The 24,976-nt window shown below is 52.0% G+C and carries 18 protein-coding genes; 13 read left to right on the top strand and 5 right to left on the bottom strand.

The window, feature by feature from the left end:
- Positions 1-71 precede the first annotated feature (71 nt).
- Positions 72-716: a molybdenum cofactor guanylyltransferase gene (gene mobA / locus KOR42_RS00480; RefSeq protein WP_197440729.1), complete on the top strand. Its 645-nt coding sequence runs from the start codon at positions 72-74 to the stop codon at positions 714-716.
- Positions 717-854: 138 nt separating this feature from the next.
- Here mobA and KOR42_RS00475 read toward each other — a convergent pair whose 3' ends face one another.
- A complete protein-coding gene (locus tag KOR42_RS00475; RefSeq protein WP_146506671.1) occupies positions 855-2,309 on the bottom strand; it encodes a BBP7 family outer membrane beta-barrel protein in 1,455 nt (484 codons plus the stop codon).
- 853 nt (positions 2,310-3,162) lie between these two features.
- On the opposite strand from KOR42_RS00475, the gene KOR42_RS00470 reads away from it, so the two are divergent.
- Complete coding sequence (locus KOR42_RS00470) at positions 3,163-4,158, top strand: sigma-70 family RNA polymerase sigma factor (RefSeq protein WP_146506670.1); 996 nt, start codon at positions 3,163-3,165, stop codon at positions 4,156-4,158.
- 20 nt (positions 4,159-4,178) lie between these two features.
- Here KOR42_RS00470 and KOR42_RS00465 read toward each other — a convergent pair whose 3' ends face one another.
- Positions 4,179-5,417, bottom strand: a complete 1,239-nt coding sequence (locus KOR42_RS00465; protein WP_146506669.1) for a sialidase family protein — start codon at positions 5,415-5,417, stop codon at positions 4,179-4,181.
- Positions 5,418-6,180: 763 nt separating this feature from the next.
- Here KOR42_RS00465 and KOR42_RS00460 point away from each other — a divergent pair.
- Together KOR42_RS00460 and KOR42_RS00455 are read left to right on the top strand one after the other, a co-directional pair.
- Complete coding sequence (locus KOR42_RS00460; protein WP_146506668.1) at positions 6,181-7,167, top strand: CBS domain-containing protein; 987 nt, start codon at positions 6,181-6,183, stop codon at positions 7,165-7,167.
- Positions 7,168-7,260: 93 nt separating this feature from the next.
- Positions 7,261-7,713 (top strand): aminoacyl-tRNA deacylase, encoded by a 453-nt coding sequence (locus KOR42_RS00455; RefSeq protein WP_146506667.1) that lies wholly within the window; start codon positions 7,261-7,263, stop codon positions 7,711-7,713.
- Between the two features lie 67 nt (positions 7,714-7,780).
- Here KOR42_RS00455 and KOR42_RS00450 read toward each other — a convergent pair whose 3' ends face one another.
- Genes KOR42_RS00450 through KOR42_RS00440 form a run of 3 tightly spaced genes read right to left on the bottom strand, consistent with a single transcriptional unit; the run spans position 7,781 to position 13,180 of the window.
- Entirely contained in the window at positions 7,781-10,939 is a 3,159-nt protein-coding gene (locus KOR42_RS00450) for an error-prone DNA polymerase (RefSeq protein ID WP_146506666.1), read from the bottom strand.
- Positions 10,940-10,977: 38 nt separating this feature from the next.
- Positions 10,978-12,690, bottom strand: coding sequence for a Y-family DNA polymerase (locus KOR42_RS00445; RefSeq protein ID WP_197440728.1), 1,713 nt, complete (start codon positions 12,688-12,690; stop codon positions 10,978-10,980).
- Positions 12,620-13,180, bottom strand: coding sequence for a hypothetical protein (locus KOR42_RS00440; protein ID WP_146506664.1), 561 nt, complete (start codon positions 13,178-13,180; stop codon positions 12,620-12,622). Before KOR42_RS00440 ends, KOR42_RS00445 begins: the two co-directional genes overlap by 71 nt.
- 783 nt (positions 13,181-13,963) lie before the next feature.
- Here KOR42_RS00440 and KOR42_RS00435 point away from each other — a divergent pair.
- From KOR42_RS00435 to KOR42_RS00395, 9 genes are all read left to right on the top strand, one after another.
- Positions 13,964-15,559 carry an exopolysaccharide biosynthesis polyprenyl glycosylphosphotransferase gene (locus KOR42_RS00435; protein ID WP_146506663.1) on the top strand — a complete coding sequence of 532 codons (1,596 nt, stop codon included), beginning with the start codon at positions 13,964-13,966 and terminating at the stop codon, positions 15,557-15,559.
- Positions 15,560-15,579: 20 nt separating this feature from the next.
- Positions 15,580-16,905 carry a polysaccharide pyruvyl transferase family protein gene (locus KOR42_RS00430; RefSeq protein ID WP_197440727.1) on the top strand — a complete coding sequence of 442 codons (1,326 nt, stop codon included), beginning with the start codon at positions 15,580-15,582 and terminating at the stop codon, positions 16,903-16,905.
- Positions 16,902-18,338: an oligosaccharide flippase family protein gene (locus tag KOR42_RS00425; protein ID WP_146506661.1), complete on the top strand. Its 1,437-nt coding sequence runs from the start codon at positions 16,902-16,904 to the stop codon at positions 18,336-18,338. The genes KOR42_RS00430 and KOR42_RS00425 overlap by 4 nt, the downstream gene beginning before the upstream one ends.
- Before the next feature lie 32 nt (positions 18,339-18,370).
- On the top strand, positions 18,371-19,618 hold the full coding sequence (locus KOR42_RS00420) for a Coenzyme F420 hydrogenase/dehydrogenase, beta subunit C-terminal domain (protein ID WP_146506660.1): 1,248 nt from the start codon (positions 18,371-18,373) through the stop codon (positions 19,616-19,618).
- 34 nt (positions 19,619-19,652) lie between these two features.
- A complete protein-coding gene (locus KOR42_RS00415; protein ID WP_197440726.1) occupies positions 19,653-20,570 on the top strand; it encodes a glycosyltransferase in 918 nt (305 codons plus the stop codon).
- 145 nt (positions 20,571-20,715) lie between these two features.
- Complete coding sequence (locus KOR42_RS00410) at positions 20,716-21,177, top strand: glycosyltransferase family protein (protein WP_146506658.1); 462 nt, start codon at positions 20,716-20,718, stop codon at positions 21,175-21,177.
- On the top strand, positions 21,174-21,656 hold the full coding sequence (locus KOR42_RS00405; protein ID WP_146506657.1) for a glycosyltransferase: 483 nt from the start codon (positions 21,174-21,176) through the stop codon (positions 21,654-21,656). Before KOR42_RS00410 ends, KOR42_RS00405 begins: the two co-directional genes overlap by 4 nt.
- 194 nt (positions 21,657-21,850) lie before the next feature.
- Complete coding sequence (locus KOR42_RS00400; RefSeq protein WP_146506656.1) at positions 21,851-23,254, top strand: hypothetical protein; 1,404 nt, start codon at positions 21,851-21,853, stop codon at positions 23,252-23,254.
- Between the two features lie 316 nt (positions 23,255-23,570).
- Positions 23,571-24,692 carry an acyltransferase family protein gene (locus KOR42_RS00395; RefSeq protein WP_146506655.1) on the top strand — a complete coding sequence of 374 codons (1,122 nt, stop codon included), beginning with the start codon at positions 23,571-23,573 and terminating at the stop codon, positions 24,690-24,692.
- Positions 24,693-24,976 lie beyond the last annotated feature (284 nt).

Below are 24,976 nucleotides of genomic sequence, written 5' to 3'. Positions count from 1 at the left end.
CCTGGCATGCTTCGCCGTCCAACTCTAAGTCAGGGGGGCGAAGCATTGCGATTGACGAGTGGATGGATTCGATGACGTCACATGATCAGTCGACTCTTGGCGCAATTCTCTTGTGCGGAGGGCGCAGTTCCCGGATGGGACGTCCCAAGCACATGTTGCCATTTGGAGAGCGGACGGTCCTGGAAGTTGTCGCTGAGACAATCGGGAAAGTCGCTGGGAAGATCGTGGTGGTCGCTGCGGCAGGTCAGCAGCTTCCGGATCTCGGCTCAGCCTGTGAGATCATCCGAGACGAAGAAGAATTTCAAGGACCGCTCGCCGGGCTCTTGATGGGAATGAAGTTCTTCGATTCTGAGACTGACCGAGTTTTTCTCAGTGGGTGCGATGTCCCCATGCTCCGGGAAGAATTCCTGAGCGGGATCGTTGCGGAACTCGGCGATTTTGAGATGGCAATTCCCGAAGCGGACGGATACCTGCATCCGCTTTCCGCTGTCTATCACATGTCTTTAAGAGACAGGGTTGAGGCACTCTACAATCAGGGAGAGCGCCGCCCGCGACGACTCGTCGATGGGTGTCGTGCGAAACGCATCTCTGAAGAACGACTCAAGCAATTCGATCCCGATTTGAACTCGCTCAAGAATATGAACTCTCCAGATGAATATACTCAACTGTTGAGAGAAGCTGGCTTCTCAAACGAAACCCAAGACAACAACCGCTGATTCAACCAGCAGGTTCAGGTTTGCTTGAGAATGCCATTCATGAAATCATGAGAGTCGATCTCGTGGGTGAAACGGTACGAAGAAGGAGTTGAGCCGTCCGCGCAAGTTTGGCCGACGGCGAATTTCCTCAAAGTCGTCTTACGGGAGAATAATCTCTCCACCAAGTGTCAGGGCTGAGATCATCGCATTTCCGAAACCTTGCTTGACGCGAACGTCAGCTGTCGGCGGAAGTAGCGGATCGTCGCTGGAGATCTGATTGAGTGTGAAGCTGCTGTCAGCAGTTCCCAGTCGTCCCAGCCAGATCAGGTTGTAGCCGACTTTGAATTTCAACCAGCGGTTGACGTCGATCTTCGCATAGAGATTCAGGTCAGCAGATGGTGCGAACTGGATAATGCGATCCGAAGTGTAAACCGGGTCAGGATTGGCTTCGAAGAGTGTTCCGGGTTGAACCACGTTGACCGCTTTCACGCGACGGCGGACCTGTGCGATTCCGAATGCAACTCGCGGTTCCACACCAACTGTCAACCAGTTTTGCTTGATCTCAGATCGAATTCCAAACTGAAGAGCATGTCGGAAGTTATGGACCTTGGAGTCGATGTTATTGGTTTGTGGAGTGGCAAGCGGCCCGGTGATGTCGACACCATCGTCCAGATATCCGGAGATATTCGTGAACGTTCCGCCGAAGTTCAGCTGCTCGGAGTACTCTTCATGACGGTAGCCAATAATGGACTGCAGCTTCCATCCGTCGAATGGGATTCGGAGGTCTTCAACATAGTTGGCTTCTGCCGACCAGAGATTGACTCTGTAGTTGCTGCTGAAGTCCTGGTCATAGACAGCGATCGCAGTTCCAACTTCTCCATCAGTGGTGAAAGTTGTCGCAATAAACTGGATCGGTGGTTTTCCGAACACGTTGTTCAAGCTTGTGGGCGGAATGCGAGGAACGCGGAGGGCGTCAGACTGCTCTTCGATTCCCCAGAATGTTGCTTCGAACCATGATCGGTCATCGAGTGGAATTCCAAAGCTTCCACGGATGCCGTCCATATGCTTCCATTCGATGGAATCGGTGTCGGGAACAATTGCATCTCCCGTTGTCACACCGTCTGCGAACAGAAGCGGGAACTGTTTGGTCACATTGTCGAGAGTGTTGCCGTTGATGTCGGTCGTTCGTGTTCCCAGAGCCCGTCCACCGTTTTTGTAGACGCGACCATACATGTACTCAAGTCGCATCCAGGAATCCTGGAAGACGCTGTGAATGGCCTGGTCAAACGGCATGACAATATCATGCATGGGCCGTTCTTTGGGGAACAACTCAGCCTCGAGGGCTGCGTATTCGGGAGGACAGTACGCTCCCTCGTCTGCGTGCTGATGATAGCCGACGGGTTGAGCGAACCCACCCGGAGGCATCGCCGACGCGGGAGGTGGCCAGTCTTGCGCCATAAGTTCTGTGGCGGAACAGGTGCAAGCTGTCGCCAGAACTCCAACGGCGAGACTTTTGATCCCGAAGCGTAGTTGCTGATCACATCGCGAGATCGCGGCACTGATGAGTTCTCGTCCGCGCTCGACACAACGAACAAGCTTTGCTTGTGCGGTCATGGATTCCCTTCCACCTGTCTCTCAGCAACTTGATACAACCGCTTGCCAAATTGATAGTTACAACGATTTTGATTGTGAGATGGCAAACGACGTCCGACGCGCACTGGGTGCGGTATTCGATATATCGGCCTGAAAGGGGTGTGAAACTGGAGAAAAATTACCAATTCTTCGGTTTCTATGGATCGTTCGGAATTCAACGGACGTTCTGAGATGAAACGGGAAGGCTCGTTTTGAGTAGGGAAATTCATCCGTTGCGGCGTTGAACGGCCTCAAAACACCTCGGTTGAAGATGTTTTTTGAGCGGGTTACCTCGAATCGGCACGTGGAGACTCGACCGAACCCATTTCATCAAGCCCGAGCGATCGCACTGGTAAGAATGAAACACTCTCTGTTTCGAAACCGCAGATGGCTGCAATTTCTGCCGGTCATGATTGGTTCTTGTCACTAAGCAGGAGGGGCTGAATTCTCAAGAGTTCATCCTTCGGAGAGACACAGGGATTTCCCTGACCTGCGCCTCAGCGAAGAGTCCAATATTGATCGTTCTCGTCAAAGGGATAAACTTTGAAGCAAATGTCTGCAAGGATGTTGATGTGTCTGATAACATTCCAGAGACGTTTCCTATCATTCAGGGAAGTCAGAAGCATTGAATTGAAAGCATTGAGAAGATCAGCAACGTTCCCGTGATTGAGTTTGAAGTTTCGTAAACTGTTCGAACTGGATTGCTCTGCTTCGCATGAAGAGACCCGGTGGCGAGTGGTGATCAGGCAAACAAGTCACCAAAGCGAAGCAACATCGGAAGCACCTTGGACCACGGAACTGGATTGTCACGACTTCGATCCGGGAATAGAACTGAATGACAATGAAAGAGAGTATGGAAGTTGAGCCATACCTGATTGAGATTTGCAACGAAGAGCGAAGCTTGTTTCGTGGTCAGTTCTCCGCACCTCTGGAACTTGGCCGCCAACGAGTTGATGAGTCGCCGCCATTCGCTTTGGTCGAAGACGACCAGAGACTCGTTATTGCCGGGATCGAAGACCGCACCGTTAGCCGGCATCAACTTCAAGTCACTCCCGACGGAACGGGATCGCTGACAATCGAGAATATTTCTTCAACAGCTTCCGTTCGATATCCTGACGGGACCAAATTTCGCCCCGGGGAATCGCTCTTCGCGGAGTCTGTGCAGCAGTTCTATTTAAAGAACATGCGGATCATTGTCGCGAATTCAGAAGCCGCCCTCGAAGAATTTCACGACGAAGAGTCCTCGCTCGGTTCGGTGTCGATCCTGCTCACGGATTTGACCTCACTCGATCAGGAAGCCATTCATCGTCTGTTTGAAAAATACTATCTTCCGATGGTGAAGTTCGCACGAACGAAGATGGCCGGAATTTCACGGCGTGTTACGGACGAAGAAGATATCGCTCAAAGCGCATTTCACAGCTTTTGCAGTTCCGCAATGGAAGGCAACTTTCCGGAGTTGAGTGATCGAGACAACTTGTGGCGGATCTTAACAACACTCATCAACCGGAAAGTGATCGACCACTATCATCATGATCGAAGACAGAAACGGGGCGGAGGCCTCGTTCGAGGGGATTCTGTATTTCTGGCAGGCACTGAGTCCGGCCAGGTCGGAATTGTCGAATGGGCAGACGACGAGCCAACTCCGCAAGCGGCAGCAGAAATGGCGGAGACGTGTTGCCAACTCCTTGATCAACTCGGAGATGACAACCTCAAAAACGTGGCGCTGATGAAGCTTGAGGGGCACACTAACGACGAAATCGCCGAGCATCTCCAATCTAGTCGCAGGACAGTACACCGGTGGCTGAAGCAGATCCGCGACAAATGGTCGTAATCCTTTGGCGGGTCGGGCTGTTACTCGTCTGAGAGAACCCATTCACGGTTGAAGACAGCGTGTTTGATGCTTTTCCCGATCTTTTCTCCGTACTGATCGGTATGGATGAAGTAGCTGTAAGTGACGTGAAAGAGACCATCCTCGCCTTCGATGATCGATGGGTAATGGAATGATCCTTCGTCCTGTCGCCGACGTTCGACGTGGCGGGTCGCGGACCAGGTTTCTCCTTCGTCATGGGAGATCGAGACAGCCAGCGAATTTCGACCGTTCGGTAGATCGTTGTAGACACACAGCCAATCTCCGTTACGAGCTCGCATCACTTCGAGACCGGAGCCTGGGTTATTTAAGACTGGATGATCGGTGACTTTGCTCCAGGTTTCCCCACGATCTTGAGATTCAGAGACGAGAACTCGTTTGGGAGGAGGGCCGTTGTCACGCATAAACGCGACGATTGTTCCGTCGTTCTTCTGTGCAAAGCTCGGCTGAATATTTCCTCCGCCGACGATTGGTTCGCTGAACGTCCACGTTTTCCCGAAGTCGTCGGTGATTGCAACGAGTGAGAACGAAAACCCGTCGGAATAGAGACCGACGAGCATGCGGCCATCGTCGAGAATCAATGGATGGGCACGTGTGAACCAGCCGATTCTTCGAGTCAATTTGTCTTCTGCCTGACGAGTGATGAAATCGATCCAGGCTTTGGCCAGGTCCGATTCAATGGCTTCACCGGCGTATTCGATGGCTTTGCTGCGGACTTGTTCCGGGAAATTTCCGGGATGCTTCACGTGCAGCACATTCAAGAGATCCCACTTTGGAGGAACATCAGGCTGAGTGTAACTTGAGGACGTCTTATACTTCATGAGCGCGGATTCCCAAAGATTCGCCTGAATCGTTGGCCACAACAGCCAGAGGCGTTCCTGGGGATCAATGATCATGCAGCAGTTGGTGTCAGGGAATCCCGGAGTGTCTGCCATGGGAAACGGCTTTGACCAGTTTGGCTGGCCCGCGACTCTTCTCGCTCCGAGAATCTCGACATCGTCCGCCTGCCGCTCACCTGAACCATGAAACCAACACGCCAGCAAGTCTCCGTTCGGGCACTCGACGATACACGATCCATGGTTGTGCCAGGACTCCAGCGGGAACAGCAATTCGGCCTCGTAGGTCTCCTCCGCTCCAACCGATCCGCTCAGAAGGAACAGGCTCCCAAGAAGCACAGCTGCAAGTTGCCAGAATAGTTTCGGAGTGCAATTGATTGGTTTCATGGAGAGATGTTCCGATCGTGAAGACTCTTTTGTCGCAATCAATTCGGTCTCCGATTTTCTCGATGCAATAAATGGGCTGAGTCGTCGACTTTGACAATCTTTGCAGGTGAAAAGCGACGGAGAAAAGGAGTCGATCATGTTGTCAAGAAAAAAATCCGTTTGCAAATCACGAAAAAAATTATCGAGAGATTCTGCTATGAATCTCGCATCGGACTTTTATCATGGATTGGAAAGGAACGCGAGGCTGCCTGTCAGCTCGCGGTCAATTCGAGGAGGTCTGCCTATGTCAGCGTTTTTGATGTTCGGAGTTTCACCGAAGGTCAAAGTGTTTGGCGGCTGTCGTCGCCGATCACATCGACGGTCCTTCTCCGAGGACACTCTGAAAGAGTCTCGCAACTTCGAAGGAGTGTTGCGGTCGGAGAGTCTAAAGGATGCGTGCGCTCTTTTCGTATTTGTGCATCGGACTTGCTTTCATTCGATCAAAATATCCATTCATTCATTTCCTGTCTGTTCTTCATTCTTCATATCGACTCCAGACGATTTTCTTTTCACGCATTCGTTTATTGCGAAGGACATCCGGCAGTCACTCAGAGATTCCGGTTGTCGGCTCACGGTTTGCAGTTGTTGATGTCACAGCCCAAGAATCACTGGAGCACTTTGCTCTGGCTCGTGCACTCCTAACGATGTTGCATGGTTCTGTGCTGTCCTGAACGTCAGAGTGAGTACACGTAAGGTCAAGAATATAAAACTAAGGAGATGATTTATGTCGACTGAGTTTACTTCCACACCGCTTCCATTGGCTCAAGAGTTTATGGCCAAACGCCTGATCACAGTTCGGCCTGAGACGGATGCTGCGGAGGCAATTAACTTGCTGTTGAAGCATCGCATCTCAGGGATGCCGGTCGTCGATCAGGAAGGAAACTATCTCGGTGTCTTTTCCGAGAAGAGCTGTATGCGCGTGCTGGATCAAACTGCGAAGATCATTGGTCCTGATAGTTTGAAGACTCCTGTTGCTCGTGAGTTCATGACGTCACGTCTGGTGTGTCTCTCTCCGGATCAGGATGTTTTCGACGCGATCAGCCTTTTGCTGAGCCATCGATTTTCCGGTGCTCCCATTGCGACGGCTTCCCGCGAGTTTCTGGGGGTGTTCTCAGAAAAAACGAGTATGAGCGTGCTGATCAATAGTGCTTACGATGGAGTACCGGGAGGAAAAGTTGCGGCGTTTATGAATCCCGATCCGGGAAGACTGGTCAGTGAGGAGACGTCGTTGTTCGACGTGACTCAGATCTTCATTAAGACTCCCTATCGACGACTTCCGGTGATTTCCGGAAATCAGATCGTCGGCCAGATCAGTCGACGTGATGTTCTTCAGAATTCTCGAATCTTGAGTGCGATCGTTCGGTATCAAGTAGAATCAAATCGTGAGAAGCCAATTTCGGCGGGTGATTCGATCGTCTTTTGGAAAGCTCACCGGCAATTGCCGTCGACGAGTGTTAGCGCATTTATGGACACTTCTGCAAAGACGATTACAACGGATTATGATTTGTTAGCGATCGCGGGAGTCTTCTTAAATACTCCTTATCGACGTTTACCGATTGTTGAGAACGGAAAGGTGCTCGGGCAGGTGAGTCGGCGAGACGTTCTTCGGGCGTCATTGCAGTTGATCAAGCCGATTGAGTGCTCAGAAAGCGGAACTCTTTATTTGAGTGCCGTGGGAGGAGCTGAGCAGAAAATGACTGCGCTCTCTTGAACGAGCTGAATGTTGCAGGATTCGTAAGGCTGTCCCCGGTGTTGGAGTTGTTCTTCAACCCGAGTTCTTTTTCTTTGACGGGAGGTCTTTGTGATGAATGTTGAATCGTTATTGAGATCTTGTGGAGTCGACTTCGACGTCCTGGAACATGAGACGGAATACACTGCGGGGCGGACCGCAGAGTCTCTGCATGTTCCTCAAGGTCACTTCGCGAAAACGGTGGTCTTGAACGTGGATGGCAGTCGAGTGTTGGCTGTTGTTCCAGCAAGCCGGTTCATCGATTTGGAATTAGTCCGGCGAGAATTGGGAGCGGTCAACGTTCAACTGGTGGGTGAAGAAGAATTCCGCCTGCTGTTCCCTGACTGCGAGTTGGGTGCGATTCCTCCGTTCGGGTCCGAGTACGAACTCGAAACCATCGTCGATGACGAGCTTGGATTGGGAGAGCACATCGTCTTCGATGGAAATTCTCACCGTCGAGCGATTTATATGCGGTATCGTGACTTCGTGAGAATCGAACATCCACGAATGGCACACATCGCGAACTAGCGTCGCTCGTTTGTAATTCGTTTGGACGTTGATCGATCGCAGAAGTACCGGCTGCGGGATGCGTTTGTCAGTGGAAGTCGCGCGAGGAGATTTCGATCTGTTGCAGTAAGTGAGAAAAGTCTTTCAGCTGCCGAGCCAGCACGTGAATGACTTCGTTCTGTTTTTGAAGAGGACCGGAAGCCTGAAGCACGGTTGCGTGTCGCGCGACGCGTCGGTGCCGTTCCCAGACAGCTTGCGGAACGATCAGATTGACCAATCCAGTTTCATCTTCCAGCGTCACGAACGTCACTCCATTCGAGGTCGACGGACGTTGACGGAGTATGACCAGTCCGGCGACTTTGACCCAGGCATCGGCTGAAGCTTGTCGAAGCTGTTCCGCGGACAGAATCTGGTCGCGATCGAGAGTCGTCCTCAAGAATTTCATCGGGTGTGTTTTCAGTGAGAGCCCGGTCGTTCGATAGTCATGAGTGACTTCTTCGTAAGGACTCATCTGTGGCAAAGAGACTTCCGGTTCCTGGTCGAGAATCTGGTCCAGCAGCGGTTGCTCTGGACGTTCGATAATGGATTGCCATTGAGAATCTCTTCGGTTCAGCCCGAGGGATCGGAAAGCGTCCGCTTTGCTCAGTCTTTCCAGAACAGGTTTGGAAAGCCGCGTCCTTAACGCAAAGTCGCTGAAGGTTGAAAATGGGCGCTCGCTGCGTTGAGAGAGAATCTGCTGGGCGTGGGCTTCGGCAAAGCCTTTGATCAGTCGAAATCCCAATCGCAAAGCGTAGGGACGTTTTTTTACGCTTGGGCAGAACTCAAGTGTGCAATTCCAGTCGCTTTCGTTGACATCAACACCGCGTACTTCGACACCGTGCTGACGTGCATCGCGAACCAGTTGAGAGGGGCCATAGAATCCCATGGGCTGGCTATTGAGCAGAGAAGCGGTGAAGACTTCCGGATAATGATATTTCAACCAGGCGGAGGCATACGCCAGACGTGCAAATGAAGCAGCGTGACTTTCGGGGAATCCGTATTGTCCGAAGCCACGAATCATATGAAACAGCCGCTCTCCGAATTCCTGATCGTAGCCATTGGCGGTCAGTCCATTGATGAGTTTGATTCGAAACTGATCAATGTTTCCGGTGCGTCGCCATGCAGCCATGGCCCTTCGCAGTTGATCCGCTTCTCCCGGCGTAAACCCAGCTGCCACGATTGCGAGTCGCATCGCCTGCTCCTGAAACAAAGGGACTCCGAGAGTTTTGTGCAGCACGCTTCGAATCCGTTCGTCGGGATAGCTGACCTCTTCTTCTCCGTTTTTACGACGCCGGTAAGGATGGACCATGTCGCCTTGAATTGGCCCCGGACGAATGATGGCGACTTGAATGACGAGGTCGTACCACTTTTCTGGACGAAGCAAGGGGAGAGAAGACATCTGTGCCCGTGATTCAATTTGAAAGACACCAATAGTGTCGGCCTTTCGAATCATCGCGTAGACGCCCGGATCGTCTGAAGGGATGTCAGCGAGTGTGAGATGTTGATCGTAATGCTTTTTGAGAAGGTCGAAACTGCGGTGCAGCGCAGAAAGCATTCCCAACGCCAGACAGTCAATTTTGAGGATTCCAAGCATGTCGAGATCGTCTTTGTCCCAACAAATGACCGTTCTGCCGGGCATCGAAGCATTTTCAATCGGTGCCATCTCACAGAGAGGACGCTGGGTGATGATCATGCCTCCGACATGTTGCGAGAGGTGTCGCGGGAATCCGAGGATTTCCTGAACGAGAAATAAAAACTGCCGAGAGAGTCGCGTCTGAGAGTTGAGGCCTGCCTCTTCAAGACGTTGTGAGAGAAGTTCCGGATCGTGTATGTGATCAGCCGATTTAGCGAAAGTGTTTAACCGGTCGAGTGAGAAGCCGAGTGCCTTCCCCACATCACGCACCGCTGACTTGGGACGGTAAGTGATAACAGTCGCGGTCAGCCCGGCGCGGTCTCGGCCGTACTTCTCATAGAGATACTGCAGGACGATCTCTCGGCGATCGTGCTCGAAATCGACATCGATGTCCGGGGCTTCGTTGCGTTCTTCGGAGATAAACCGTTCGAAAAGGACGTCAATCTGATCGGGATTCACGGATGTGACTCCCAGGCAATAACAGACAGCAGAATTCGCAGCGGACCCGCGTCCCTGACAGAGAATGTTCTGGCTGCGAGCAAAGTTGACGAGGTCCCAGACCGTCAGAAAGTAGGATTCATACTGAAGCTTTTCGATCAATTCGAGTTCGTGTTCGAGGATCTTTCGGACCTTCTCAGGAACGCCCTGGGGATACCGCTCACGAGCACCGGCTTCGGTGACTTTACGTAAGTATTGAATCCGTGTGATTCCCGGTGGACACAATTCCTGAGGGTATTCGTAACGTAATTCGTCGAGTGAAAACTGGCAGCGGTCGGCGATTTCTTTTGTTCGGAAGACAGCATCAGGGAGATCCGAAAACAAGTCCCGCATCTGAGTGGGCGATTTCAGATAGCGCTCTCCGTTGGAGAATCGACGCGTGCCGAGTTCGGAGATTCGACAACGATGGCGAATTGCGGTGAGAGTGTCGTGCAGGAGGCGTCGACGGGGGATGTGATAGTGAACATTGTTCGCGGCAGCGACCGGGATGTCGCAAGTCTTCGCTCTCTGCAGCATGAGTTCGAGAGTGTGAGAGTCGTCTGCGTCGAAGTGTCTTTCGAGCAATCCGTAGCAGCGATCTCCGAAAACTCTTCGATACTGAGAGAGCAGGGAAGGGGGAAAGTCCAGTCCTTGCCGCAGCAAAACACATGCGAGTAGTCCCTGTGAGTGTGTCGTCAGGTCTTCGAATGTCAGTTGGCACTCGCCTTTGGGAGCCCGACGTTTTCCGATAGTGAGCAGACGGCACAAGCGTCCATAGGAGTCCCGGTCTGTCGCCAGAAGCACTGCAGGCGGAGCGTCTGTCAGAGTGATTTCAGCACCGATCAGCAGCTTCAATTGGGCACTTCGGGCAGCGACATGAGCGCGGACCACTCCCGCCAGGCTGTTCTTGTCCGTAATTGCTAAAGCGTGATACCCCAGCACAGCAGCCCGTTGAACAATTTCATCGGGATGTGATGCTCCTTCGAGGAAAGAGAAGTTCGTTTTACAATGTAATTCGACATACGGTGGTTCGTCTTTCTTTCTGGGCTGAGGAGAGAGTGTGGGACGTTGTGGTTTTGGATCGGGCTGATCAGGCATGACGCAGTTTCTCCAGCGGGAAGATATTCAGGCAAAGATCAATCGAAAGCTGCGTGTAAAAACCAGATCTGGGTATTGAGGTCGCGAAAAATCCAGAAGTGCAGACCGATTCGGGTCTCGACGTGAAAGTAATCTCGCTTGATGTAGTCGTGTCTCCACCAGCCAGTCGTAATGCGTTCCGGTCCCCAGGCGTGTGCGATGTGATGTCGTTGCTTGTCGCATTGAAAATCGTGCGGGAATCCATCAGGAGTCAGTTCGCCGACAGTGATCTGAACGGGTGTCTGCTTGTGCCAGAGTGGACGTTTCAGGAATCCGATGACTGGAGGAGGCGAAAGCGGTTGGCTTCGGAAAGAAGCCATCACGGGAACAAACCGAACTGCGAGTTCCGGTTGTTCTTCTTCAGCGAATTGAACCCTCGCGACTGCTTCCGGACCGAGTCGGCTGTGGAGGCGTTCAATCAGATGCTCGAGAGCTTGTTGTTCTTGTGTGTGCGCTCGCTTGGATTGTTTGAGATGCTTGTCGTCCTGTTTGCTCGTGTGAGTGCGCGAAGACTTACTTGAAGAATGGTCAAAGGCTGGCGAATCTGGCTGGAGAGTTGTGTCGTCAAAAAGTTTCGACTGACGCTTACTGAGAGGGCTGGTTTGATCAGCGCGAAGCAGGATTCGGGAAATCTGTTCAGGCAGTTTTTGGTGTTCCCAGCGAAGTGTGATCAGTTCCAACAGGTGTGATGCTGATTGAGTCGGACGGAGCAACTCAATCTGAATGGAAAGACTCTGCTGCCCGAACGCAGTCAGTTCACATGAGAGAAGGCGGACTCCCAACCTGGAAGGCAGAAGTTTCTGCACGAATTGATCGAGTTGAGTTTTCAGAACGAACTCAAGGGTTGTCCTGTCGTTGATGGTCTCTTCGCTTTCCCAGATTTGTTCGTCGCATTCCGGTCGACGTTCGGGAATGATCTTTTCGGGCATGCTGCCTTGAAGCTGATCGAGTTTCGTCAACAGTTCAGAAGGGAATCGGGCAGGTAACGTTCGACGAGGCAGTTGGAGCAATTGACGGACAGTTCGCAGGCCAAGTTCTTCGAGAGAATGAACCGTTCGCGAAGAGAGTCGCAGGTAACGAATTGAAAGCGGGCGCAATAAAGAGGGCAACTGGTCTTCAGAAACGATGGTCGTGGGCGATTCTGAAGTTCGTTGATGTGCGAACGCCCAGGCAGCGCCGACGGTGGGGGCGATGGCCAGACGTGTCTCGAGTTCGCGGTTACGCATTTCCGATAAGACGGCATTGATGAGATGGTCTTCTCCTCCAAAGAGAGGAGCGCAGCCAGAGACATCCATCAACAGGCAGTCGGGTTCATCGGATTCTTCTATTCCAACGCACGGAGAAAAACGCTCGCAGTCCCAGGCGAGTTCGAGCAACGCCTGGCGGTCTGCCTCCGGTTGAGATGTTTCAAAATGAACGAGGCGATTCTGAACAGTCGGCAGATTCTGTTCGTTGGAAGGAGTTGGTTTCGGTTTCGGAAACGGGTTGGTTTCCGAAGTCTTCTCTTCAAGCAAGACTTCAGCATCCGCTACGGGAAGACGTGGCAAAATGCCGCAGGCTCTGGCTTGCGGACAGCAGGCTGCCACGACTTTCTGGTCTTTGGAGCCGACTGCCTGGAGGATGAGAATGTCCTTCTTCCGTTCAGGCTGATCGGTCCAGACTCGCTGGATGGGCCAGTTGGGAATCCACACGCACAACGCTCGCATCGTCATGGATAATGACCTGAGAAGGTTGATGTGAAGTGCGCCCCCCACGAACGTGGAGGAGTTCCATCTGGAGCGCTCGTGTTAATGGAGCCTGTCTCGGTCCAGGCTGAGGAGTGATCTGGATGCGGTAATCTGCCCAGGAGGGTTCATGGCGGTATTTGGAAGGCCGAAGAAACATGGCTATTCCCCCGCCGTGTTCCGCTGCCAGCTTGAAGCGTCGGTAGGTTGAAGGGAGGACTCGTTCCAGTGGTCCGATTGCAAGAACTCCAGCAGTCGATCGTAAAACTTGCTCATACGTCCATGGAACATCCTTCCGGTGAGGGCGAAGAATGAGCATCCGATCGAATGTTCCACCATTTCCGAACAAACCGGTTGGGTGAAATTCCTGTCGAGGGTCAACGACGACCAGTTCCATGTTGCGTTGATGCAACAAGGGACGAATGAGTTGAAAAACAAGGCTTCCGGCTCCTGCTCCGTTTTCGGAAATCCATTCCACAACTGTTCCAGGAGGGAGTTCCTTGAAAAATTGCTGGTCTATCTGGAATGAACGTGACGCAGAACGTGGTAAGACAGATGGATTTCTTTGCAGAGAAACGAGCTTTTGGCGCAGTTGCTGCAGTGTAGTGTTCACTGAACTTCTCACCTGTCGTGGCGTAAGTTTGAGACAGGTCGAGTGTACTTTTGTGCAGTTTTCTGTCAAGGACGAAGTTGCAGCATGCCTGAGATCAAAATGTATCGATGGTATGGAAAAAGCATGATGTTGAGCAGATGCCACAATCCGGCATGATCACTACGCACGCTAAAACTCGCAGAAACCAGACACTCAACGTTTCTGAAAACATTAACGAGATTCTTAATGCACGATTGATTCACTTTTCCCAAAGAAAACTACTCTGTGATTTCTGCAGTGAGTTCTTGACACAACTTCAACGCCAATTGCATAGTGAAGAAGAGCGACATGATTTCAAAACCCAAAGAGGATGGTCGATCGATCTATCAGAGCGGGCAACTTTGTAGACGTTTCAAGAGATATCAACACACAGAATCCACACAAGCGATACCTTTGGTATTTCTACGCTTTCCCGCCTGATCTGTGTCTCTTAATCAGCAAAATGCTTCTGCGATCTCGAAGGTTGGCTCCTCCCAACCGCAATAACCTGACTACAACGAATCAACTGACTGACGAACACCAGCGCAACGTGACAAATTTCAGGAACGTTCCATCCCCGCCCAACTCGGAACCGACAATTGGGCAGTACCGATAAACAATTCGAGTCAGATGAATACACCCAATTCTTCCAGCCCAACGATCGGTAGACCTGTGTCAGCTCAAAAGCGATTTGCTCGGTTAGAAGCTCTCGAACAGCAAAGCGCACATACTCTCGCTCGTTATTGCCAGGTTCACTCCGGGGCACACAAGTTTGGAAATCACGCGAAACTCTCGCTCGCGAGTCTCGTGCAATCCGTTGTGACGTCGCTCCCACTGGTTGCGACAGATACAGTGGTCATGTGGTTTGTCCTACTGACAGCCACGGGGATCGCCGAACGGCTTCTGGGATTGCCAACGACAACCATTCAAAGTCAGACCGCGTTTATCTCTGCGATCCTGATGTTTCCGCTCGCCCGACTCGCGGGGATGTATCCCGGGTTCGGAATGAATCCCGTCGTCGAGTTTCGAAATATTCTGCGATGCTCCGGAATGGCGTTGCTCATCTTCGTTGCTGTCGGAATGACGATGCTTCTTAAGAGCTGGACCTTTTTCCTGACAGCCTCAGCCATCGCCTATCTCTTGTCGATTGTCGTCTTCCCGTCCGCACGCTTTGTCGTTCGAACGATCATGGCTGCCGTTCCTTACTGGGGGGCTCCGGTTCTCATCTACGGAACTCCTCAAATTGCCACGGACTTGTATCGTCGCTTGAAGCAAATGCCTGACCGCGGGTTTCGGCCAGTCGGTGTTTTGCTTTCTCCGGAAGACTATTGGAGTCACGAGCAAAACAACTGTGCTCCAGATATTCCCTATTCCGACGTTCGATCCTGTTTTGACGTTGCGAATAAAACCAAAGCGACCTGGGTTCTCATTTCACACGAAGTCCCGATTGAACAGGAAGAACTCGAGCCGGGACTTCTTGCGATTCCCAATCGCGTTCACCTGGCCTCCTCAAGCTTCGACATGGGACCTTGGGACCAGATTTACACAGTTGGTCCAACCTGCGGGCTTTGGGTCGGTGGAGTTGTTCCAAAATCATTGAAAGTGGCGGCGAAGCGATTCATCGACATCGCCCTGACCGTATTCGGCGGAATCGTCCTGTTCCCGTTGCTCGCATTCATTTCGGTGGCCATCAAGTTGTCATCGAAAGGTCCAATTCTTTACGGACAGAAACGAGTCGGGCTGGGCGGAGAGACTTTCACAGCCTGGAAGTTCCGTTCCATGGTTCCCAATGCGGATCAGGTCCTCGATGAGTATCTGCAGAACAATGCTGCTGCACGAGAAGAGTGGGAACAGACACACAAGCTGAAAAATGATCCCCGCGTGACCTGGATCGGGAAGTTCATTCGGACCACCAGCTTTGACGAATTCCCACAGCTGTGGAACGTTTTCGTCGGCGAAATGAGCATTGTTGGTCCGCGACCGATCGTAAACTCGCCAACCTACGATCAAAGTTATATCGTCGACTATCCTCATGAGTTCAGTGCGTACAAAACCGTGAGACCCGGGATCACAGGAATGTGGCAGGTCAGTTGTCGCAATGCCGGTGTTTACGAGAAGCGTATCTACTGGGACATGTACTACATCCGACACTGGTCGTTGTGGCTGGATATGTACATCATCCTCCGCACAATCCGCACTGTTTTGCTCCGTGAAGGCTCCGCATAGAGATGGGATCAAATCCAAAAATGTCGCAAAGAATTTCAGAGATTCTGAATTCGGGGCAATTTTATTGTCTCATGGGAGCACCGCTCGATTCCGGAAATCTTGGTGTTTCCGCATTAGCGTTATCGGTCATCGAAAGCATCGCGAAGCGGCACCCGAACTGGGTTCCAGTACTCCTCGACTATTCAAGAGGAGAGTTCCTCTCAAGCACGCGCCTGAGCAATGGAGAAGAGCTGGAACTGGTTCACATCGGCACGTCCGTTTCCCGTCGATTCTGGAGAACAGACAACCTGAACTTCATCCGATTGGCTCAACGGATCGGTTTTCCACATGACGCTCTGAAGGCATTTCGCAACAGTCAGAGTGTTCTCGATATCAGCGGGGGAGACAGTTTTACTGATCTCTATGGCCCGAAACGATTCGAAGATATGACAGTCCGGAAGCAATTGGCTCTTCAAGAAGGAGGCAAGCTGATCCTCTTGCCTCAGACGTACGGACCCTATTCGACCGATGAGACTTTTCGTGTCGCTTCTGAACTCGTTCAGAACTCAACAGCTTCGTGGGCAAGGGATGCTCGAAGCTTCGAAACACTCAACAAGATGATGGACGGTAAGGAGGCCGAAGGACAGGCTCGGCTCGGAGTTGATGTTGCGTTCGGGCTTCCGCTTCTGCCTCCGGATGAGGCTGTTCAATCCCAAGTGAACGCGTGGAGTAACGATTCGCTCACAACCGTTGGAATCAATGTCAGCGGACTCATTTACAATGGCGGAGAAGACGCTCAGGCCCAGTACGACTTGAAAGGGAATTACCGCGAATTGGTCGACAAACTGGTTCGGAAGTTTCTCGCCGACGAATCGGTTCGCGTCGTTCTCGTTCCACACGTGATCCCGCCGAACAATCCCGTTGAATCAGACCTCACCGCGTGCGAAGCGGTTCGCAAGGCGGTGCCGCAGGAACTGCAATCCCGTTTGGAAGTCATTCCAGCGCTCTCTGATCCAAGATGTGCGAAGTGGGTGATTAGTCATTGCGATTGGTTCTGTGGAACGCGGATGCATTCGACGATCGCTTCCTTGTCGACACAAGTGCCGACCGGAGCACTGGCTTACAGCCTGAAAACCAAAGGTGTCTTCGAGACATGCGATTGCGGCGACTGCGTGATCGAACTCAGAGACGATCCTGTTGAGACATGCGTGCAAGGCATGTGGGACTGTTTCCAGCGTCGAGAAGAGATTCGCGAGACACTCGCCTCTTCGATTCCTCGAATCGCCGAACAGGTTGAAGAACAGGCAGACTCCATCGTCCGGGCTATGGAAGGAATCACTCATTCAGAGTTGGTTGAACAGGTATGAGTGATCGACTTCTTAGAGGAGGAGCCATTGTCTCTGCCGGTCAGGTATTGACTCTTGGGCTCTCGTTCTCGCGAAATCTTGTTCTCGCCAAATTGATCGGCGCTGAGAACATGGGGATCTCGGCCGGGTTTCTCGCCACGATGTCGGCCGTTGAACTGGCCAGTGACATTGGCATGCAGAAACAGGTTGTCCAATCTTCAGATGCGGACAGCCCTGAGTTTCTCGGAACAGCTCATTCGATGATGCTGATTCGCGGGTTGATCCTTGGCCTTGTTCTGTTTCTCGTCGCAAAACCGTGTGCGGAGTGGTTTCAAGCTCCTCAAGCAGCCTGGGCATTCCAGCTTCTTTCGCTTGTCCCAATATTTAAATCGCTCATGAACCTGGATGTGATCCGGATTCAGCGGAGCATGAGGTTTGGGCCGTTTGTCATCGTCGAGGTGATGTCTCAGGTCGGAGCCCTGGTCGCGGGAGTGATTGCCGGAATGGTCACTCACTCCTACTCGGCGGTGATGGTTGCCGTCTTGGCACAGTCATTCTTGAGCGGTGCTGTCTCGCATTTTGTGGCGAAAGAGCGTTATCGATTGAAGTGGTCTCCGGAGCACACGAAGGGCCTGATCGACTATGGATGGCCACTCATGCTGAGCGGCATTCTGATGTTCGTGGGACTTTTCGCGGACCGCTTTATCATCGGTCGTGCGTACGGTCTCGTCGTCCTGGGGAACTATGCTCTGGCCTTTTCCCTTACAAACGTCCCGATTCAGGCAGCGACGAAAATTCTGATGTCGCTATTTTTCCCAATTCTTTCCAAGCCGAGTGGAGCATCGAGTTTTAACGAGCACTACTCACAAGTGTCACAGATTACTGCTTCTGCGGCAGCTGCATTTGGAGCGGTCGCGATTCTTGTTTTGCCGACGCTGATCGAACTGGCCTACGACGAGGAGTTTGCCGAAGCGGGGACGATCGTCGCTTTGATTTCAGTGATGATGGTCGTTCGACTGTTAAGAACAACACAGTCTCAGGGACTTCTGGCGCTGGCGGAAACAAAAGGTCTGCTGGTGAGTAACGTCGTGAGGGCACTCGGAGTGCCTGTTGCCTTTGGCGTTGCGTCGATCGGCGGTTCGGTCGAAGCAGTGATTCTGATTATGCTTGTCGCGGAAGTCCTGGCTCTGTCGACTTCCGCCTTCTGGCTGAAATACGCACGTCGCGTTCCTCTCTTTCCGAGTATAACCCAGCAAATCCTTGCATTCGGACTGGTGGTTACGATCTTTCTCGTCGATCGGTACATGTTGGAATCGAGTCTTCCAGTGCTTCGTTTCGGATTGGCAACGGCACTGACGGCAGGGCTGGCATATCATGCAATGACGGCCCTAAATGGTTTGCGAACCAGTCAACGTGTTGGGTCGACTGGAAACATCGCTCAACCCACTGGTTGACACACGGAAATCTGGACACGATCAACGGTACTATGACGTCAAGCTTCGAAACAATCGAACGGATCAAAAATCAGCAGTTATGCTGTGGGTGCGGGGCATGCGCGTTTGTCAGTCCCGAGTTGTTTCAGCTTGAGAACGTCGAAAACGAAGGAATTCGACCTCAGCGACTGACAACGCAATCAAATGCGGAGACGCGACGGCAGGAACAGGACGCAGTCGCAGTTTGTCCCGGTAAAGAGCTGAAGCATGAAAATCTCGACATCCCGGAGAACATCAAAGATCTGATTGCCGGGTGGGGACCTGTTCGCGGTGTCTGGGAAGGACATGCGGCCGACGAAGAGATTCGCTTTCACGGATCAAGTGGCGGCGGAATCAGTGCGCTTGCTCTGTTTGGTTTGGAAAAAAAGGCTGCCTCCGGAGTCTTGCATACTGTCATGGACACGGAGAATCCGGTACTGAACAAGACCGTTCTCAGCACGACTCGTGATGAGTTGCTGGGAGGAGCGGGGTCTCGGTATTCACCGGCGAGCCCTTGCGAACGCTTGGATCTGATCGAACAGGCTGACGGGCAAGCGGTCTTCATTGGAAAACCCTGCGATGTCGCTGCGTTGAAGAAGGTGCGTAAGATACGACCTGAACTCGATAAGAAAATTCAGGTGACCATCGCATTGTTCTGTGCGGGAACACCGTCGACTGCGGGAACGAGAGCGGTCCTCAAGAAGATGGGATTCGAATCCGACAACGAAATTCGCTCGTTTCGATATCGAGGGAAGGGATGGCCCGGGCACGCGACAGCTGTCAGCCACGAAGGTCGCGAAGAGAAAATGACCTACGATCAATCGTGGGGAGACATTCTGACTCGACATGTCCAGTGGAGATGCCGCGTTTGCATCGACCACACGGGAGAGTTTGCTGACATCGCGATTGGTGACCCCTGGTATCGAACTCCGAAGGAAGGGGAGCAAGGTGATTCCCTGATCGTTGCTCGAACGGAAGCGGGCGAGAAGTTTATTCGCGAAGCCATCGAAGCTGGTTACCTTCGCGCCGAACAAATCGATCCGCAGCTTCTTCCCGCTTCTCAGCCAAATCTATTGAAGACACGAGGAAAAGTCTGGGGGCGACTTGTGGCCTGCCGGATGTTATTTGCCGGAGCTCCGCGCTACCGTGGAATGCCAATGTTTCAGTTTTGGATGAGTCAGCTCTCGTTAAATGAGAAGTTCAAATCCATCGTTGGAACTCTGCGCCGAATCGTCATGCGGCGCTATCTCGGCAAGCGCTAATCGGTCAATCGACGGAGAAACAGGGGGAGTTCAAATGCACGGCAGCGTCATTATTCCAGCCCACAATGAATCCGCCGTGATCGAGCGGACGTTGACTTCATTGCTTAAGAGCATTGGAGATCAACCAATCGATGTCTTCGTGGTCTGCAACGGGTGTTCAGATGACACCGCGACGAAGGCGAAGCAGTACGCACCGCGAGTGCAAGTGATCGAGACGGAGATTGGCTCAAAGATCCACGCATTGAATCTCGGAGACGAAGCGGCATCGCAGTTCCCGAGGATCTATCTCGATGCCGATATCGATGTCACACCGAATTTCATTCCGGATATGATCGCTGCGATGGAAGGCGATGACGTTCGCGCAGCTTGGCCCACCGTTCGGTATGAGACCTCCGATTCTTCATGGATTGTCAAAGCTTATTACTATGTCTGGCAACGACTTCCTTACAACAAACCGGGACGCATTGGTGTCGGGGCGTATGGAATGAACGAAGCAGCCCGAGGACGGTTTGAGGAATTCCCTAAAATCATCTCCGACGACGGCTTCGTACGTGGGCAGTTTACGAATGCCGAGCGGACGATCGTTCCGACCTGTCAGACTCTCGTCTACGCTCCATCAACAGCTTCGTCTCTGGTGAAAATCCGAACACGCAGTCGACTGGGTGTTTATGAATTGAAGACGACCCATGCGGACGTGCTGGAACGCCACCACTCTGAGGACAATCGCTGGGAGACCATCCGGACGATTCTTCGTCCCGATATCCTGATTCGCTTTCCGATCTATCTCATCATCAGCTTAATTGTTCGGTATCGGGCGAAAAAACAGATGGCGAACCTGAGTTCATACAACTGGGAGCGGGACGACTCATCTCGAAAAGGGGACGGAGAAAGTGCGGACGCGTCGCACAAAACAACTGATGACTCCAAGCACGAAACCGTTTCGTCCTTGTAGCTCGGCGTCAGCATTTCTCCCGTTTGTTGAAATAAATTATCCGAGTGTAATTCATGTTATCGCTGGGGGACTCGATTCAACTCGACTGAGTTCTTACTGAATTGTCTCAATCAAAACACAGCGTGACTGACTTAAGGGATGACCATTGGCGGAAGTTAAGCGAAAAAAAGTGCTCGCTGTTGCATCACGAGGAGGGCATTGGACACAACTGCTCCGCCTCCGGGATGCTTTCTCAGATTGCGACGTCGTCTTTATCAGCACCGTGCCGGAATATGCTTCAATGGTGGAAGGAGAACGATTTCGTGTCGTTCCCGAAGGGAATCGCGACAGCAAATGGAAGATGCTGCGATCCTTGCTTGCGCTGGTTCAAGTTGTTGTGAGTGAACGTCCCGACGTAGTGATCACGACGGGAGCAGCTCCGGGTTTCTTTGCTCTGCGAATCGGGAAGCTGATTGGCGCGAAAACGATGTGGATCGACAGCATTGCCAATGCGGAGGAACTTTCGTACTCCGGGCAACTCGCGTTGAAACAGGCAGATGTCGTCCTGACACAATGGGAACATCTCTCGAGCAGTGAGGGAGCACAATACTGGGGATCCGTGATATGATTTTCGTAACTGTCGGGAGTCTGCAATCCTTCGATCGACTCGTTCAGGCTGTCGATGAATGGGTTCAGAACAGCAACATTTCGGAAGAGGTGATCGCGCAGATCGGGAAATCGACGTATCAGCCAAAGTCGTTCGAACCAGTTGAAACGTTGACCCCGGACGAATACCGGAGTACGTTTGACCGAGCGAGGGTCGTCGTCGCACATGCCGGAATGGGAACCATCATCACTGCTCTGGAGACTGGGAAGCTCACGGTTGTGATGCCGCGACGGGGACATTTGAACGAAACTCGAAACGACCATCAAATGGCGACAGTCAGCCGGTTTAAGCGGTCGGAACGGATTCGAGTTGCCGAAGACGAAGTCGCTCTTCCGCGAGTGCTTGATGAATTAGCCGACGCGGATGAGTCTACAATCGCGAAAGAAGTCTGGAATCCTGACCCGAATCTGATTATGAAATTGAAAGAGTTCATCGGTTAACGTTTAGGAAATCAGCTGCCGTGAATAGAACGACAGCGAAGCTGGTCCGTTTAACGTCCTGCAACTTCCCCGACTGGACACAACAAAAGAGCGATCCGAACCGTTCAATCGCTGGACATCAAAGACGAAAATTGCACTAGCAGAAGGAACTCACTCTGTCGTTCGTTTGGCAGCGTGAGTGGAACGATCCCGAAATGTTGTGGAACATTCTGGCCTACGAGCCCGCCGGATATTGGAAAGTTGCAGAGAACCAATGGTACTCCAACCAGACGGTCGTGCATCCTGTCGGACTTGGCCTTCTCATCACAGCGTGCCTCGGAATTTTGATTCTGCCACGTCGCGGGGCACTTGCGTCCGCTTTGCTCCTCCCGTGTTTCGTCTCGGATGCACAGCGAGTTCTGATTTTCGGTCTCGACTTCAGCTTTACTCGAATTCTGATCATTACTCTCCTACTGAGAGTGTTGATGCGGGGCGACTATCGCACCTTTCGGATGCAGAGGCTCGACAAGCTTGTGATCGCATGGACGATCCTGAAGATATTGATATTTACAATTCAGAACGGTTCGCCGAGCGCGTTCGTGACCATGTCAGGGCAGGGTGTTGATCATGCGGGCGCTTACTTTGCGTTTCGATTTGCGATCAAAGACTGGGCGGATGTTCGGTCAATTGGTGCTGCGTTTGCGATCGCAGCTGTTGTCGTCTCCTGTTTCTTCCTGAATGAATGGTCGACGAGGAGAAACTTGTTCTCTGTCTTCGGTGGAGTTCCTGAGTTTACGAAAGTGCGACAGGGACGGCTTCGCTGCCAGGGAGCGTTCGCTCATCCAATTGTGGCAGGTTGTTTCTGGGCAGCATTGTTACCGTGGTTTTACGGAATGATGATCCTGGACAAACGCTATCGGATTCTCGCCATTCTTGGCGCCGGTGCATCCTGCGTCATTATTGTGACGTGTTCGTCCTCGACTCCCGTGTTCGGGGCGTTAACAGCCACGATCGGGATTGGTTTCTGGTACATTCGCGGAGTGACGTATCCTGCTGTCTGTGCGTTCTTCGCACTGCTTGCTGCTTTGCACGTTTCGATGAAACAGCCAGTGTGGCACTTGATCGCACGTGTCAGTGCGGTTGGGGGATCAACGGGCTACCACCGTTTCAATCTGATCAATCAGGCAGTGAATCGTTTCTTCGAATGGGCCTTTGTCGGAACGCGGTCGACCGCGCATTGGGGACTGCAACTCTTCGACGTCACGAATCAATTTATTCTTGAAGGCGTCCGAGGCGGTTTCATGACGATGGTTCTGTTCACGTGGATGCTCGTCGAGGGATTTCGATTGGTCGGGCGAATCACTCCTTTGTACCGAAATGACCCGAAAAAACAGAAAATGGCATGGTGCCTCGGAGTCTGCCTTCTTGTGCACCTGGCAAACTTCTTCGGAATTTCTTACTTCGGACAGAGCACCACTTTGTACTTCCTGACATTGGCGACAATTCCGTCGATGTATACCTGTGCGAAGAAGGAGTCGATGGCTCAAATGTCATCCCAAATGGTTTACGTCCCCAATCCTGACTATCACGAACCGCTTGAAGTTGCCACAGCTCGATAGTTTTGGACTGAGGGAAGTTAAGCTCCTGTTTCGTCGCCGTGTTTGATCGAGTTCGTGCTTCTGTCTTCGTGGTAATCGATTCCGTCGTCATAACCTGCTCAGGTTTCGATTTCGTTTTGAAACATCGTTAATCAAATTGACACTCGTTCTGTACGGATCGATACTCTGTCCCACCTCCGATCTTTTTCAGATGGGGACAACGTTTCGACTGCTTCAAATAGAGAGTGCAATTGCCCGTTCCTTTGGCGTTGCTGCACAGTGATCTGTTTGGCGATCAATTTCCGCGTTGTTGTTTAGAAAGTGAAAGCCGAACTCGATGGGCGTTCTTCGCACAGTTCTTGCATTAGCTGTTCTCGTTGTGCACACCGAACCGACATCGAGGCTGCAACTCACAGGCGGGATGGCAGCTGTCCAGTGCTTCTTCATGATCTCTGGCTTCTACATGGCCTTGATCCTTGAAAAGAAATACAGTGGCCCCGGTGGTTACAAACTCTTCATTTCGAACCGTATTCTGAGACTCTATCCGATCTATCTCGTCGTTCTGGCGTGCACCTTTCTTGCTTCGTTGGCATCGTATTGGCTGTTGGATAACCCGGGCAAACTGACGCTGTACTTTGAATACTGGGGTTCGATCGACTGGACGTCTCGTCTTTATCTGGTTCTTACAAATGTATTTCTTCTCGGCCAGGACGCGCTCTTTTTCAGTCAGTTGAACTTGAGTACGGGCACTTTTGAATTTGCACCAGATTTCCATACGACGTCACCCGAGTGTTTCCGCTTTCTGTTTGTCGTTCAGGCATGGACTTTAAGCCTCGAACTGATGTTCTATCTGATCGCCCCTTTTATCGTTTGCCGACGTGTTCCGGTGATCATTGCGATCACGGCTGCGAGTCTTGCGTTGAGAGGCTTCGTAGCGAATGCATTCGGGCTGTTTGAAGATCCCTGGTCTTATCGATTTTTTCCCTTTGAACTGGCCATGTTCCTGTTGGGCACACTCGCTTACAAGCTTTACAGTCGAAGCCCGGCAGAGAGTTGGGTTCAGAGTCGATGGCGCATACCCGTGATTGCGGTGTTCGCGCTCTTCATCCTCTTCTACACCTACGTTCCTCTTGAGTCCATTCCCCGTCGATGGGTCTTCTATAGCATTGCCTTCTTTGCGATTCCGTATCTCTTTGCTTCTACGAGGTATTCAAAGCTTGATGCCAAGATCGGCGAATACTCGTATCCAATCTACATTTCGCACATGCTCGTGCTGTATTCGACCGAGCCATTTCTCCGCAAACTCCACCTTGAGAACTTCAAGCTCATCATCGTGGCCGTCGCGACCTTCCTGGTTTCCGCTGCTTTGATTCGTTGGATTTCCGAACCGCTTGAAAAGGTTCGACAGAATCGAGTTGCCCTGGCCAAGAAGAATCGAGTTGCGGTTGCGGTTCAGTAGACTCACCATTTCTTAGCGCATGCTGCTCTTGTGTGCGCATTCGCAATAGCTCTTTGATGCAGCCTCGCCTTCTTTACATGTATGAGTTCGCGGCTGTGTCAGCGTGGCGTGCTCCCCATTTTCTGATCCAGATGTTATGAGAGTCAACCGACCGATTTTGGTTCGAGGAGACTTTGATGACGAAGCGACGACGACGTAAGCCTGAGCAGATTGTGAAGCTGTTGCAGGAGGGGCAAGCGATGTTGGCGGCAGGAAAGTCGCTGGCTGAGGTGTTGCAGAAGCTG

It is taken from the genome of Thalassoglobus neptunius (genome assembly GCF_007859735.1).
GTDB lineage: Bacteria > Planctomycetota > Planctomycetia > Planctomycetales > Planctomycetaceae > Thalassoglobus > Thalassoglobus neptunius.
This window is presented reverse-complemented; position numbering and strand designations above follow the sequence as displayed.

What these genes read in the sequence shown, in the direction of transcription:
- KOR42_RS00430 (WP_197440727.1), top strand. Translation starts at nt 15,580, where the DNA reads ATGTCGCAAAGAATTTCAGAGATTCTGAATTCGGGGCAATTTTATTGT.
- mobA (WP_197440729.1), top strand. Translation starts at nt 72, where the DNA reads ATGACGTCACATGATCAGTCGACTCTTGGCGCAATTCTCTTGTGCGGA.
- KOR42_RS00470 (WP_146506670.1), top strand. Translation starts at nt 3,163, where the DNA reads ATGACAATGAAAGAGAGTATGGAAGTTGAGCCATACCTGATTGAGATT.
- KOR42_RS00415 (WP_197440726.1), top strand. Translation starts at nt 19,653, where the DNA reads ATGCACGGCAGCGTCATTATTCCAGCCCACAATGAATCCGCCGTGATC.
- KOR42_RS00455 (WP_146506667.1), top strand. Translation starts at nt 7,261, where the DNA reads ATGAATGTTGAATCGTTATTGAGATCTTGTGGAGTCGACTTCGACGTC.
- KOR42_RS00450 (WP_146506666.1), bottom strand. Translation starts at nt 10,939, where the DNA reads ATGCCTGATCAGCCCGATCCAAAACCACAACGTCCCACACTCTCTCCT.
- KOR42_RS00475 (WP_146506671.1), bottom strand. Translation starts at nt 2,309, where the DNA reads ATGACCGCACAAGCAAAGCTTGTTCGTTGTGTCGAGCGCGGACGAGAA.
- KOR42_RS00435 (WP_146506663.1), top strand. Translation starts at nt 13,964, where the DNA reads ATGAATACACCCAATTCTTCCAGCCCAACGATCGGTAGACCTGTGTCA.
- KOR42_RS00400 (WP_146506656.1), top strand. Translation starts at nt 21,851, where the DNA reads ATGTTGTGGAACATTCTGGCCTACGAGCCCGCCGGATATTGGAAAGTT.
- KOR42_RS00395 (WP_146506655.1), top strand. Translation starts at nt 23,571, where the DNA reads ATGGGCGTTCTTCGCACAGTTCTTGCATTAGCTGTTCTCGTTGTGCAC.
- KOR42_RS00460 (WP_146506668.1), top strand. Translation starts at nt 6,181, where the DNA reads ATGTCGACTGAGTTTACTTCCACACCGCTTCCATTGGCTCAAGAGTTT.
- KOR42_RS00425 (WP_146506661.1), top strand. Translation starts at nt 16,902, where the DNA reads ATGAGTGATCGACTTCTTAGAGGAGGAGCCATTGTCTCTGCCGGTCAG.
- KOR42_RS00420 (WP_146506660.1), top strand. Translation starts at nt 18,371, where the DNA reads ATGACGTCAAGCTTCGAAACAATCGAACGGATCAAAAATCAGCAGTTA.
- KOR42_RS00465 (WP_146506669.1), bottom strand. Translation starts at nt 5,417, where the DNA reads ATGAAACCAATCAATTGCACTCCGAAACTATTCTGGCAACTTGCAGCT.
- KOR42_RS00445 (WP_197440728.1), bottom strand. Translation starts at nt 12,690, where the DNA reads ATGACGATGCGAGCGTTGTGCGTGTGGATTCCCAACTGGCCCATCCAG.
- KOR42_RS00405 (WP_146506657.1), top strand. Translation starts at nt 21,174, where the DNA reads ATGATTTTCGTAACTGTCGGGAGTCTGCAATCCTTCGATCGACTCGTT.